Source organism: Bacillus sp. 22190, from assembly GCF_052045575.1.
Lineage (GTDB): Bacteria > Bacillota > Bacilli > Bacillales > Bacillaceae > Bacillus > Bacillus altitudinis.
Genome location: NZ_JBQEPF010000009.1, coordinates 39,985 through 52,523, shown reverse-complemented (window position 1 = coordinate 52,523; position 12,539 = coordinate 39,985). Strand labels below are relative to the sequence as shown.

Annotated in this window: 13 protein-coding genes; 6 read left to right on the top strand and 7 right to left on the bottom strand. The window is 39.9% G+C overall.

All coding sequences use genetic code 11. The features are described from left to right. The first annotated feature begins 345 nt into the window (after positions 1 to 345). Together ACTJKA_RS13315 and ACTJKA_RS13310 are read left to right on the top strand one after the other, a co-directional pair. On the top strand, positions 346 to 1,338 hold the full coding sequence (locus ACTJKA_RS13315; protein ID WP_035703092.1) for an LLM class flavin-dependent oxidoreductase: 993 nt from the start codon (positions 346 to 348) through the stop codon (positions 1,336 to 1,338). Between the two features lie 212 nt (positions 1,339 to 1,550). Next, on the top strand, positions 1,551 to 2,591 hold the full coding sequence (locus tag ACTJKA_RS13310) for an acyltransferase family protein (RefSeq protein WP_017358596.1): 1,041 nt from the start codon (positions 1,551 to 1,553) through the stop codon (positions 2,589 to 2,591). 19 nt (positions 2,592 to 2,610) lie between these two features. Here ACTJKA_RS13310 and ACTJKA_RS13305 read toward each other — a convergent pair whose 3' ends face one another. Together ACTJKA_RS13305 and ACTJKA_RS13300 are read right to left on the bottom strand one after the other, a co-directional pair. Further along, entirely contained in the window at positions 2,611 to 3,393 is a 783-nt protein-coding gene (locus ACTJKA_RS13305; RefSeq protein ID WP_046526597.1) for a glucose 1-dehydrogenase, read from the bottom strand. A gap of 112 nt (positions 3,394 to 3,505) precedes the next feature. Then, positions 3,506 to 3,934 (bottom strand): cell wall hydrolase, encoded by a 429-nt coding sequence (locus tag ACTJKA_RS13300; RefSeq protein ID WP_008342138.1) that lies wholly within the window; start codon positions 3,932 to 3,934, stop codon positions 3,506 to 3,508. Between the two features lie 539 nt (positions 3,935 to 4,473). On the opposite strand from ACTJKA_RS13300, the gene ACTJKA_RS13295 reads away from it, so the two are divergent. Next, positions 4,474 to 5,535, top strand: a complete 1,062-nt coding sequence (locus tag ACTJKA_RS13295; RefSeq protein WP_035390550.1) for a DUF4352 domain-containing protein — start codon at positions 4,474 to 4,476, stop codon at positions 5,533 to 5,535. Between the two features lie 29 nt (positions 5,536 to 5,564). Here ACTJKA_RS13295 and ACTJKA_RS13290 read toward each other — a convergent pair whose 3' ends face one another. From ACTJKA_RS13290 to ACTJKA_RS13275, 4 genes are all read right to left on the bottom strand, one after another. Beyond that, the gene (locus tag ACTJKA_RS13290; RefSeq protein ID WP_232516950.1) at positions 5,565 to 5,798 is read right to left on the bottom strand and encodes a hypothetical protein; all 234 of its coding nucleotides are present in this window, start codon (positions 5,796 to 5,798) and stop codon (positions 5,565 to 5,567) included. A gap of 40 nt (positions 5,799 to 5,838) precedes the next feature. Next, positions 5,839 to 6,177: a hypothetical protein gene (locus ACTJKA_RS13285; protein WP_048001329.1), complete on the bottom strand. Its 339-nt coding sequence runs from the start codon at positions 6,175 to 6,177 to the stop codon at positions 5,839 to 5,841. Between the two features lie 163 nt (positions 6,178 to 6,340). Beyond that, on the bottom strand, positions 6,341 to 7,522 hold the full coding sequence (locus ACTJKA_RS13280; protein ID WP_007498363.1) for an ABC transporter permease: 1,182 nt from the start codon (positions 7,520 to 7,522) through the stop codon (positions 6,341 to 6,343). Continuing rightward, the gene (locus ACTJKA_RS13275; RefSeq protein WP_007498365.1) at positions 7,522 to 8,262 is read right to left on the bottom strand and encodes an ATP-binding cassette domain-containing protein; all 741 of its coding nucleotides are present in this window, start codon (positions 8,260 to 8,262) and stop codon (positions 7,522 to 7,524) included. The genes ACTJKA_RS13280 and ACTJKA_RS13275 overlap by 1 nt, the downstream gene beginning before the upstream one ends. Before the next feature lie 160 nt (positions 8,263 to 8,422). Here ACTJKA_RS13275 and ACTJKA_RS13270 point away from each other — a divergent pair, with 160 nt between their 5' ends. Beyond that, positions 8,423 to 9,124, top strand: coding sequence for a LytR/AlgR family response regulator transcription factor (locus ACTJKA_RS13270; RefSeq protein ID WP_017358602.1), 702 nt, complete (start codon positions 8,423 to 8,425; stop codon positions 9,122 to 9,124). 182 nt (positions 9,125 to 9,306) lie between these two features. Beyond that, positions 9,307 to 10,101, top strand: a complete 795-nt coding sequence (locus tag ACTJKA_RS13265; protein WP_336750166.1) for a sensor histidine kinase — start codon at positions 9,307 to 9,309, stop codon at positions 10,099 to 10,101. A gap of 35 nt (positions 10,102 to 10,136) precedes the next feature. On the opposite strand, the gene ACTJKA_RS13260 is transcribed toward ACTJKA_RS13265, so the two are convergent. Beyond that, positions 10,137 to 11,066 carry an aldo/keto reductase gene (locus ACTJKA_RS13260; RefSeq protein WP_007498377.1) on the bottom strand — a complete coding sequence of 310 codons (930 nt, stop codon included), beginning with the start codon at positions 11,064 to 11,066 and terminating at the stop codon, positions 10,137 to 10,139. A gap of 430 nt (positions 11,067 to 11,496) precedes the next feature. Here ACTJKA_RS13260 and ACTJKA_RS13255 point away from each other — a divergent pair, with 430 nt between their 5' ends. Beyond that, complete coding sequence (locus tag ACTJKA_RS13255; protein WP_171464948.1) at positions 11,497 to 12,531, top strand: DUF4352 domain-containing protein; 1,035 nt, start codon at positions 11,497 to 11,499, stop codon at positions 12,529 to 12,531. Positions 12,532 to 12,539: the final 8 nt, after the last annotated feature.

Below are 12,539 nucleotides of genomic sequence, written 5' to 3'. Positions count from 1 at the left end.
AAATTCGACAAAATTCATGAAATGACATTGGAGCCTCTTACTCTTTTTTCTATTTACTAGTATATACGATCTATGTATAAAAGAGGTTTCAATATGATGATATTTTTTTAAAGAAAGATCCATGACAAAAATGATTCATGTCGTAAAAGAAGTGTTTCATGTGAAACATTGTCGAATGTTCCCGTTATACAGCCTCTCGCTTAAAAACAGAGCTCGCCTCCACTTCATATGTTGATATAGAAAATTCACATACATAGCTGTGATAAACCCTTTCATTTCCTTCCGTTCATGACTTTCTTTATACTTATGAATAGAATTCAACGTATTGATGAAAGGGTGTTGATGATGCCATCACTTCATATATTAGATCAAGTCGCCATCCCTAAAGGCCAGTCCGCACAAGAAACATTGGTTCATACGACAGAGCTGGCCAAGCTTGCGGAAACACTGGGGTATGAGCGGTATTGGTTTGCTGAACACCACAGCACGAGAGGACTCGCGAGTACAGCGCCTGAAATATTAATGGCACATATTGCTTCACACACATCGACATTGCGCACAGGCTCTGGGGGGATTTTACTCCCGCAGTACAGCCCTTTTAAAGTAGCAGAAGTCACCCGCCAGCTTGAAGCCCTTTACCCTGGGCGGATTGAGATCGGGGTTGGTAAATCCCCAGGCGGAATTGAACGGACGAGACTCGCTTTGACAGACGGCGTGAAGAAAGAACTGTCTCAATTTGACCGCCAGTTGGAGGACCTTCTTTTTTACTTATCTGACAGCCTGCCTTCTGGTCATCGGCATGCAGGAGTGAAAGCGGCTCCGCTCGTTGATTCTTATCCGCCAGTCTGGCTGCTTGGACTCGGGGAAAACAGTGCCATCCAGGCGGCATCACTTGGAATCAACTATATTTTCGGACATTTTATTCATCCTGCACGAGGCCGGCAAGCTTTTGAAGCGTATCGGTCACACTTTTCTCCATCCGTTTTCTCACGTCAGCCTCAGTCTATGTTTGCTGTCTTTGTGATCTGCGCAGACACAGACGAGGAAGCAAGCCGCATTTCCACCAGTACAGATTTATGGCTGCTTCGGGTTGAAAAAGGGCTGGACAGTCGCGTTCCTTCTATAGAAGAAGCAGAGAACTATCATTACACTGAGCAAGAAAAGAAAAAAGTGTTACAAAACCGCCAGCGAATGATTGTTGGCTCAAAGCAAACAGTGAAAGAACAGCTGCAAATCTTAATGGACCGCTATCAAACAGGCGAGATCATGATATTAAACAATTCATTTGATCCAATGGAAAAGCAGCGTTCCTTTGAACGAATCGCAGAACTATTTTGAAGCCAATCTTTCGTTGGCTTCTTTTTTACATTGTCATAAAAAATGGGAAATGTAACATCGAGATGTCAAAACGCTTCCTTCTGTCATCTGATCGCAAATGTGTCTTCTAATCGTTAGCGAACTGTAAACGCATTGTAGGTGTACCTTTTATATAGTAGAGGTACATATGAAGTAACGGTTTACAATGCTGAGAAGGAAGGAGATGACTGGCCTTGAATAAGCGACTCGACTGGGTGGATGCGGCTAAAGGAATCGGCATTCTGCTCGTCGTTATGGCACATGTACCCATTCCTGATTCATTCAAGCAATTTATATACTCTTTTCATATGCCACTCTTCTTTTTACTATCAGGTATGATGTTTCGATCATCTTCACAACCTGCTATGTCATTTATACAGAAAAAAGCGAAAAGCTTGCTCTTACCTTATCTCTATTTCTCCATTATTACGTACGTTTTCTGGTTCACGGTGACCCGATTTTTCGCCTTTAAAGGGCAAACAGATATTGATCCCTTCGTTCCATTTACGGGAATTTTCATTTCAAATGCCGATGAAGCAAGACTGACACATAACCCAGCCATCTGGTTTTTAACGACACTCTTTTTAGTGGAAATGTTGTTTTTCTTGATGCATCGTCTGACAAAAGGAAAACCAGCTGTATTGATTTTACTGACCGTCCTTTGCGGTGGAGCCGGATATGCTTCCACGCTATTGTTAAACCAGAGTCTCCCTTGGAATGCCAACGTTGCGTTAACGGCTGTTGTGTTTTATTCAATCGGATTTTTAGCAAAACAATGGTTTGTGGAATTAAAAACAGATCCTACCCTTCTGTTATGTACAGGTCTGCTTGTACTGACTGCATATATGCAAAGCTTTAATTCACGAATTGATATGCGGGTCAATGACTATGGAGATCTATTCATTTTTTATGCTTGTGCACTGCTCGGTTCAGCTGCTGTCATTTATTTAAGCTTCAAATTGAAAACGTCCACGATATTGACGTATCTCGGACGTCATTCCATTGTGATTCTCGTCCTGCAATTTGCCGGTATCGATATCATGAAGGCATTTGTTTATTACGGACTAGGCATCAATATCTCTGATACAGCGCAGCTTTCTTGGACGCTCTTTTATACGATCGGTACATTGCTGCTCATGGTGCCATGTATCTCTTTCTTGAGCAAGTATCCTATGCTGCTCGGCAAACCAGCAAAGTCAGCACACCGCTACAAAGAAAAAACATCCGCCGGCTAATGGGGCGGATGTTTTTCTATTATTCATCATTTAATTGAGATGGATAAAGTGTCATTCCTCCATCAACAAATAATGTAGTACCTGTAATATAGGCAGCTTCTTTCGATACGAGAAATGCAGCGGCAGACCCAATCTCTTTCGGATCGCCAAACGTTCTCATTGGAATTTTCTCAAGCTGCTTTTGTTTTTTCTGTTCGTCTTGAAGGTCGTCATTTGATTCCGTTGCCATTGTACCTGGTGCAATCGCATTGACCCGAATACCCGCTACGGCATAATCAAGAGCCAGCGTCTTCGTCATCATATTCATTCCTCCTTTAGAAGTAGAGTAATGAACATTAAACGGACGCGGGATCTCTTGATGGACACTGGATATATTCAAGATTGATCCTTTCACATCATGTTCCATCATATAGGCAATCGCTGCCTTTGCTCCTAAAAATGAGCCTGTGATATTCACATCAATGACCTTTTGCCATTGTTCCAGCGTCAATTCATGCGGCATTGCTTCTTCACCATTAAATCCCGAATTATTGACGAACACGTCTAGTGCGTTAAAATTCTCCAGCGCGGCATCCATTAACGCCTGAATTCCTTCCTCTTTGGAGACATCTGCGTGTACTTTCACCGCCCTACCTCCATGCTGCTGGATGGCTTGTACTGTTTCTTCAGCACCCTCTTCATCACCTTTATAATTCACAACCACGTTCATTTGTTCTTGTCCAAACCTCAATGCGATGGCTTGTCCTATGCCTTTAGAAGAACCTGTCACAATGGCTGTTTTCCCTTTTAAGTCTTGATACATTCTCATTTCCTCCAATCACGTGCTTCATCTTGTTGATACACAATGGTTACCCATTTTGAAAAAAAGAAAAACACAATCCTCTTGAATACAAAGGATTGTGCTGTTCATCAAACTAAAAGGTGTTATAAACATTCTCACATGTTTCAGCTGTGGGCTGGTAAAAGCAATGTGACTTATACCTTGCCACAAACGGCTGATTGTACCAAGTGGATGGACAATTTCCAGGCGGTTTAAAATACCAAAGACTGAATTTCGCAGGCCAAAATCGTTCACCATTAATGTTCCTCCGTGCAAGTGTCTTTTCACTTTCTCGTGCTCGCTGATAAAAATAGCCATGCGTGACCGCCTCAAACGCATGCTCCTGATAAATCATTTGTGGAATCGTACGCAGCCCTTTAAAGTCAGAACAGTTGGCACGCAAACGATTGATGCCTACATTTCCTACAAGCAGCATCCCTTGTTTCCCTTCACCTTCCGCTTCGGCTCTCAGCAGTCTGGCCATTAAATCAATATCAGAGCTTGTCGCTCTTACCACTGCCATACATCCACCTCCCATTCATTTCTCTTTTATTTTATGTAGGGTTTCTGTGTAGATGACTGCCATTTTGAAGGGAAAAGACACATTCCGTGTCGAGAGCCTGTCTAAATACCTCAACATTTCGCTGGACAAGTGTCTCTATGTCAACAACACACAAACCTAGTGATCATACACATCACAGGAAAAAATATTCATTACTAACGACTCATTTACAAGTCATAAAAATCCTTCTATTTGCTACATCTTCTTCAAAAACAGTCATTTGAACCTATTCAATAATCCGACTCAAAACCTTAAAATATAAAATGTTGAGTTTTTACAGGAGATTTCAAACAATAAAATACACATTTCTCCTCTCAACATAGTGTCATTTTTACTACTTGAAGTGGATGAACCTTTCGAACGCACTGAGGTATTGACAGTACTTTCGCTTCATTCTACAGTAAAAAACATACAGTATTTTTCTTTTTGTGCAAAAAGAACGATATGAACTAAAGCTTTCCAATGAAATTCACCATAAAACCCGAGGAGGAAAACATCTCATGTTTAAAAAGAAATTATCCCTGTTTCTTCTGATTTTGTGTGTAACTGTTGTCGCTGCTGCTTGTAGTGGTGGAAAAGACAAAACTGCTGCGAAAGAAAGCGATACAAAAAAATCCCTTGATGCAGCTGAAGTAAAAGTAGAAAGTGCTGAGTACACTTTACCACCTCAATACGATACATCTGTTCAGGATGATCAATATGTCCTAAAAGTGAATGTATCTGTAAAAAACATCAGCAAAGAACCATTGAATGTGGATAAAAGCAACTTTACGCTTTACCAAGATGACGCTCAGGTGTCTACCATCTCTCCTGATGACTACAACGAAGTATTATCTTCAAGCTCTCTAAATGCAGGTAAAGTATCAAAAGGTGGTCTTTTCTATGTAGTTGATAAAGAAAAAGACTATCAACTTGTCTACACAGAGCCTGGTTCTGGATCGAAAAAAGATGACAAAACACTAGAATTCGATATTAAAGGAAAAGACTTGATGAAAAAGGCAGATACACTTCAAGCGTCTGCAAAAGCCCTTTCTTCTTATATTGATGTCATGATTTTTGGTAAGAAAAATGACGATTTCGAAAAACTAACAGGTGATAACAAATCAACTGTCGTAAACGAATTTGATAAATCATTCAAACAAGGCTATATTTCTTCTTCTGGTATTTCATCTAGCTCAGCAAAAGACGAAAACCTTGATAAGCTTCTAAAAGCTGTGAAAGAAACATTAGCTGAAAAATCAAAAGTATCAACGAAAACAAAATCAATCAGCGGTGATAAAGCTGTCGTGACTGTGACACTTACACCAATTGATGCAAGCCCGCTTGTCGATCGTTTAAAAGAAAAAGCAACTGAATTCTACAGCAAAAACCGTACAGCATCTTATGATGATGCACAGAAATATCTACTTTCTATCTATCCAGATGAATTTAAAAAATTAGGACCATCATCTTCTGAAGAAACAGTAGAAGTGAACATGAAGAAAAACGATATCGACCAATGGAAACTTGATTTGAACGACTACAAAACAAGCTCATTGGTTGAAAAGTTCATCAAGAACTAAAGAAAAACCCCCGGTTCCCGGGGGTTTTTTTAGTCTTTTTTCGATTGATGTCTATATTTGATTCCAACATATATACAAGTAAAGAAGAAAAGCGTGACCCATATCCACAAGACATTCACCATCAATAATATGATGGCTACTATGATCAAAATCGTCAGATCAAGTTTCTTTTCTAGTTTTTTATGGGTATGGACGAAAGTGATTAATAGAAAAGCGATGAAGCAGGCGATTCCATAACTGAAGACTGTTGGCAATTCTCTCATCTCCTTATCGGGAAGGCTTATACTGACAAAAGGAAGCATATTATGAAGAGGCATTCCCTTTTTCAGCATCATATTCTCTTATGATGTCAATTGGATCAATGGCATCGTCTTCTTGCATGTATTCCTCTACATAAGGAGTGATTAATTTCTCGAACCTTTGCTCATCGTTTACTAAAGCAATATAAGTTTCATAGCCTTCATAATCAGATGGGAATACATGTGCAACAGAACTACCTGTTTCTAAAGCTCTATCAATTGCATTTCTCAATTCTATCAGTCCTTTTTTATTCCCTAAAATGAAAGCTTCAAAATGATGTGTTTGCTGAGCATATATATTACATAATCCCAAAACATCATCGTCTTCTACTTGATAACTCATATACAAAACCCCTTTTAAGTAAAATTTTACACGACTGAGCATTTTTATTCTATCACCTCATTCACATTGTGATCCCTTTTTTATCACTCACTTAAACATACAAAACAAAAAACTTGTAGAAAAAATCTACAAGTTCTTCATTTCTATCAATGAAATGTTCTTTCTATTTCGCAAGCATCCATTTCTCTTTCATAAACAAACTTCTCACGATGACAAACAAGATCATCACTGTCAGCGCCGAGGAGCCGAGCGTCAGGCCAATCGACATTGGATCAACGATGCCAAACATCAATTGCTTGCATAGTGCGTGAATATTAAGGAATGGGATCGCAAAGTAATACGTATCTAGCTGCGTAGCGCCTGCTCTCATGGTGAAAAACATCGGAATCACACCTAGTGTAATGATCATGGACATGTACGATTGTGCTTCTTTCACTGAGCTTGAAACGACACTGAGCAGCAGTTCAATCATGGATACCATGAATGAGAAAATAATTAATGCCGCAAACATAACACCGATGATGCTCCACACTTGATCTCCGAAGTTCAGCGCTTGTTTCAGCTTTTCTGTAAAGAGCAATGTAGAGAGCAGCAGCATGCCAATCGCCACAATGCCACTTAATATACCAAACATAGAAACAGCTAGCCATTTTCCAATCAAAAGCTGAAGTCTGCTGGCCGGTGTCAGGAATAAAGCTTCGATTGACTTTCTATCCTTTTCACCTGCTACGATATCAAGCGCAGCTGGTAAAGCACCTGAGATCACAGAGGTCACTAAAATCATTGGAAGGAGAATCGACAGCAGCATGGTGGTCACACCGTTTTCTCCGTCCCCGTCCTCTCCTTCTTGCACATCAACCGATTGCACCTCAAATGGATGAATCACTGACGATTTGATCTGATCCTGTGCCAAACGCTTTTCTACGACTTGGTTTTGATACTGTTCAAGCAATGATTGCAGCATTTGAACCGCAATCACGGAATCATCATCTGTTGGATACCCATGGACTTTAATGGCAAACGATGTTTGATGCTGAAGCATATCGCCTGCATCTTTTGGCATTTCTAGATAAGCATTTGCCTCACCGTCTTTAACGGCTTGCTGCGGGTCATCAAAAGTTTCAAGTTTCAGGTTTTTCACTTCTTTGATCATGTCATTCATATCGGACGGAAGCTTTTCATTGATTGCGACTGTATACGTTTTATCGCCTGGATCAGCGATCATGCTTTCGTAGAAAAACACGAGTCCGAGCATCGTCAAAAGAGGGATCAACACTGTTAAGAGCAACGTTTTCCTGTCTCTGAGCGAATCTGTCATTTCTTTTAAAAAGACGGTTTTCCACATTATGCATTCCCCCTTGCGAGCTTCGACATAAAGATGTAATTCAAGTCTTCACTTTGTTCCTGTGCATATAATTCTGGAAGCGTTCCTTTGTACACGAGCTCCCCTTGATGAATCATCATGACACTATCACAAAGCAGGCTGACTTCTTCCATGATGTGGCTTGAAAATAGAATCGTTTTATTTTGCTGTTTCAACTGATGAATAAACTCTCTGAAAATATTACTCGATGTGATATCTAAACCTGTTGTCGGTTCGTCAAACAAAATAATGTCAGGGTCATGAATCAATGTTCTGGCAATCGCCACCTTTTGCTTCATCCCTCTTGAAAATCCTTTTACCTTGCGATCCATGTACTGCCTCATCCCGAATCGCTTTGCCAAATCCTCAATTCTTGCTTTGATTTCATGCTGATCTAAGCCATATAATTTCCCAAAGTATTCAAGGTTTTCACGAGCCGTCAAACGGTCATAAAGTCCCGTCTCGCCGCCAAATAAGACCCCAATTCGCTTCTTCACTTCAGTTGCTTCTTTGACTGTATCAAAGCCTGCAACATTGACTGTTCCATGAGTAGGCTCCAATAATGTCGCAACGGCGCGTAATAATGTGGTTTTCCCCGCACCATTTTCTCCTAAGATGCCGACGACTTCTCCTTCCTTCACGGAGAACGTCATATGTTTCATCGCCTTTACGACTTTTTTCTTATCTGTAAACCAGCAACTACAATCGCTGAGAGTAATCATTTGGTTCGCCCCTTTCGACTATCTACGTCTATGATAGAAAAAATACCGCCTGTCTGACATAAAAATGTCGCGAAACGTCCTTTTTCTGTCTTGAAATGATCCATTTTAAAAAACAAATGGTAAAATAGACAAATAATAAGAAGAGTCATAGGTGATTTTTATGATAAAAGTAGGTCTTGTCGATGATTACCGAGTGGATTTAGAAAAGCTGCATGCCATTGTCGGCAGAATGGATGCCGTTGACATCGTTTTTGTGACGCAGTCAGCGGAGGAGGCATATGAGAAGGTCAAACAGGGCGACATTGATTTATTGTTTGCAGACATTGAGATGCCTGGCATGTCAGGCTATGAATTAGCAGACCTTATTCACTCTCATGCACTGAATGTAGATGTTGTATTTGTGACAGGAAACAGTGGGTATGCTGTCCATGCCTTTGATTTGAATGTCCATGATTATATTATGAAGCCTTATCAAGCTGATCGAATCGCCAAATCCTTAGAGCGCTACATGTCCACCAAGCAGGAGAAAAGCATTCACGGACGGCTTCTCATCAAGCAGCAATCAGATATCCATGTACTGCAAAAAAAGGATGTCATCTTTGTTGAACGTACTGGCAGGTCGACGACCATTGTCACAACAACAGGAGATATTCAAACATACCAAACTCTCAACGAGTTAAAAGGTGATTTAGCTGAGAAAGACTTTATCCGCTCCCACCGCTCGTTTATCATCAATATTCATTACATCAAGAACTTTTCGGCGTATGCCAAAAATTCATTTATCGTGTCTTTTGAAGGGACTGATAAAAAAGCCATGATGACGAAGCAGCAATTAGAATACTTTAAGAAATACTACTTTTAAGGAGAACGAACGTGAACGCTTTCTATCTTGGATTTCGCATATATACGCTCATCTGGCTCGGTCTTGCAGTTCATGCTGCTGCTAACGCTGTTCTGCCTTTGTCATCAAGCATAGTGTGGCTTCTGACCTTTTGCATCTTGTGCCTTTACACCTTTTTCATTTACAAAAGGTTTTGGCTAGTTATGAGTGGTTACGTGATATTAGGCGCTTTTGTGCTCATCACCTGTTCAGGCATTTCACTTTTTCTCAATCACGGAAATGGGCTCAGCCATCTTTTAACTGTCATTATCATTTTGACAGCCGATCTCCTTTCCTTCAAGGTGATGCAAACAAAGCAACGATTAAATGGACGGCTTCAAGAGCTGATTCATGCTGAGTCGAGAACCAATGACTTGCTGCTTGAGCTGCGAAGTAAACACCATGAAACAGCTAGACATTTAAATGCCTTTTCCGCATCGAATGACGAGCATGAGATCAAAGATTTGATTCAGCAATACGTGAAACATTTCCCTTGGATCAAAGGGGAAAATGCTTATTTGGCCTCCACCCTTCATTCCTTTTTCCAGCGGGCTGAAAAAGAGGACATTGCCCTTTCACTAGATCTTCAAGCACCCTTTTCTTCTCTTCCTTTTTCTAAGGCGGATCAGGTGAGTTTTACTGGCAACCTGCTTGATAACGCATTAGATGCCGCCATTGAAGCGAAGCAAGCTGGGAACGAGGGAAGCATCTCGATCACGACTTCCATCCGGAGCGGGCTCTTTTTGATTCATTGTGAAAACAGTACGAAGGGAATGGAAAAACACGTATTAGATCATCTGTTCAAGACGTTTGGCCGCTCGACAAAAGGCGGTGATCATCAAGGTGTGGGTACTTATATCATTCATCAACTTGTTGAAAAGGCAGACGGCACGCTTGATTTTACGTATCGTTCTCCAAACCTGAGGCTCGTGATCAAGATTCCTCTCACAATGGCATAAAAAATAAGGTGCTACTTGGCACCTTATTTTTTATATTATGAAAAGATCTGATCAATTTCGTTGATTTCTTCTTTTGTTAATTGAACATCATTTGTTTTCAAGTTTTGTAAGACTTGCTCGGCTCGTTTTGCACCAGGAATAATGGCATCAATGCCATCCTGCGCCAATAGCCACGCCAGCGCTACATGTGCTGTTTCGGCATGTTTTGATTGCGCAATGGCCTTCAGTTTGTCTACTTTTTCGAGGTTTTGAAGGAAAGCATCGCCTTGGAAAAGCGGGTCCTTTGCTCGAATATCATCAAATGTCGCATCCTTTGTAAACTTCCCGGTCAACAGGCCTGACGCCAATGGAAAATAAGGGATAAAGGAAATCCCATGCTCCACGCAGTATGGGAGAAGGTCTTGCTCGGCCTGACGTTTCAGCAGAGAATACTCTGATTGAAGCACGTCTAGGTATCCATCTCGATTAAAGGTTTGAAGCTGTTCAAAATCAAGGTTTGATGCCCCAATTGCCCGGATTTTCCCCTCATCCTTCAATTCCTTTAAAGTACCGGCTACTTCATCCAGCGGCGTGCGACCGTCTGGGAAATGCATATAGTACAAATCAATATAATCGGTTTGCAGCCTCTTCAGGCTGTCTTCGACCTGCTGTCTTAAGAAATCACGGCTATTATCCAGTTCGATTTGTCCGTTTACTTCTTTATGAGCCCCTTTTGTCGCAAGAACCAGTTCGTCTCTGCCGCCTCTTTTGGCAATGATCTCGCCAATCAATTCTTCTGAACGGCCCAGCCCATAAATAAAAGCAGAATCTAAGAAATTGACACCATGATCAAGAGCAGTTTCTACTAGCTCCCGCCCTGCATCTTCACTCAGATTCGGGAATAAATTATGCCCGCCTACTGCATTTGTTCCAAGCCCTATCGGATTCACCTGTAAATCAGTTCGTCCAAGCGTTACTTTTTTCAAAAGCTCATCTCCCTTATCTGCTTAATCATCCTTATTTTCCCATGAATCATTTTCAACATTCAAGTATTCTGCTCTCTGACAATCAATCTGAAGGTGGACGCTGAGAAAATAGAAGGTGTGTATGATGACAGACCATTGACACATAGCGATTGTCTCTGTTAAAGGATAGCTTTCATTTAAAATTTATTTCTTTTTTACTAGTCTTTTCCTCTTAAAACCCTCCTAAATCCACACGTTTTCGGAACTAAACTTACTAAAATAGGAATTAAAACCTATTCCTTACCATGAATAAAATAGATAAAATAAATGAAGTAAATTAAGGTCAGGATATTTAACCCTTAAAATCCCGATTATCCCTTTTAATACATCACTTTAATATTAGACTGATGACATTAAAGGAAGGATAAATACATAAAAAAAGGAGTATCAAATGGTAAAAAAAATAAGTGTACTTTTCGTAATTTCATTAATGGTCATTTTCTCTGCAGCTTGTCAAAGCTCAGGAAAAACAACAGCTTCCGAAAAACAATCTTCTAATACGGTAGAGATAAAAGTGAATAACTATGAATATACTTTACCTGACGACACATCGACTACTCTCCGAGATAATGAAATCGTATTAAAGGTCAACTTAACTATTACGAACAAAGATAATAAACCACTTTCATTATCAAGCAGCCATTTCACGCTTTATCAAGGTGATTCACAAGTATCAGAATTAGATTTTTATAGTAGTAAAGATAAACTCAAATCAAATTCATTAAATTCAGGAAAATCTGTAACAGGGTCTCTTTACTATTTGGTAGATAAAGGTGAAAAATATCAGCTCGTTTATGAAAATAGAATCAATAAAAATAATGATCCTATCGAAATTGACCTTGACGGTAAAAAAATTCTTGATACAGCCGAAAAATTAGACAACCCAGCAAAAGCTCTTAATGCATACACAGATGTCATTGTATTCGGTGAGGAGAATAAACAGTTCCCTGAATTAACTGGTGACAACAAAGCTGATATTGTGAATAAATATAATGAAATGTTTATTAAAGACTTTAGAAGAAGTGCAAGCATCTATGGTAACGAAGTCAGTGATGAAGATATTCTAAACATGTACAAGAGCATTCAAAATACAGTAAAGAACAAAACCAAAGTAGAAACTAGTGTAAAAGCTATTAAAAATGATGAAGCTGAAGTTGCTGCAAAAGTTACAGGCATTGACGCATCTGAATTAGAGGAGAAGCTAGCCGATATTTCAAAAGAATTTTACAAAGGGAACATCACCAAAAAAGAGTTGTACAAAAAAAGTTTAAAGCTATATGCGAGTGAATTCGATAAGCTTCCTCCAGCATCAAGCCCTACTGAATTTGAAGTGAAAATGAAACGAAACGGTGAGAGTCAGTGGAAGATAGATTTAAACGACTTTAAAACAAAAGAATATATGAGCAGTTTTATCATCACAGAATAATGTTTTAC

Bases quoted from the DNA above. Each gene is read 5' to 3' on its own strand.
- ACTJKA_RS13315 (WP_035703092.1), top strand. From the start codon at position 346: ATGCCATCACTTCATATATTAGATCAAGTCGCCATCCCTAAAGGCCAG.
- ACTJKA_RS13305 (WP_046526597.1), bottom strand. From the start codon at position 3,393: ATGTATCAAGACTTAAAAGGGAAAACAGCCATTGTGACAGGTTCTTCT.
- ACTJKA_RS13300 (WP_008342138.1), bottom strand. From the start codon at position 3,934: ATGGCAGTGGTAAGAGCGACAAGCTCTGATATTGATTTAATGGCCAGA.
- ACTJKA_RS13295 (WP_035390550.1), top strand. From the start codon at position 4,474: ATGTTTAAAAAGAAATTATCCCTGTTTCTTCTGATTTTGTGTGTAACT.
- ACTJKA_RS13290 (WP_232516950.1), bottom strand. From the start codon at position 5,798: ATGAGAGAATTGCCAACAGTCTTCAGTTATGGAATCGCCTGCTTCATC.
- ACTJKA_RS13285 (WP_048001329.1), bottom strand. From the start codon at position 6,177: ATGAGTTATCAAGTAGAAGACGATGATGTTTTGGGATTATGTAATATA.
- ACTJKA_RS13280 (WP_007498363.1), bottom strand. From the start codon at position 7,522: ATGTGGAAAACCGTCTTTTTAAAAGAAATGACAGATTCGCTCAGAGAC.
- ACTJKA_RS13275 (WP_007498365.1), bottom strand. From the start codon at position 8,262: ATGATTACTCTCAGCGATTGTAGTTGCTGGTTTACAGATAAGAAAAAA.
- ACTJKA_RS13270 (WP_017358602.1), top strand. From the start codon at position 8,423: ATGATAAAAGTAGGTCTTGTCGATGATTACCGAGTGGATTTAGAAAAG.
- ACTJKA_RS13265 (WP_336750166.1), top strand. From the start codon at position 9,307: ATGAGTGGTTACGTGATATTAGGCGCTTTTGTGCTCATCACCTGTTCA.
- ACTJKA_RS13255 (WP_171464948.1), top strand. From the start codon at position 11,497: ATGGTAAAAAAAATAAGTGTACTTTTCGTAATTTCATTAATGGTCATT.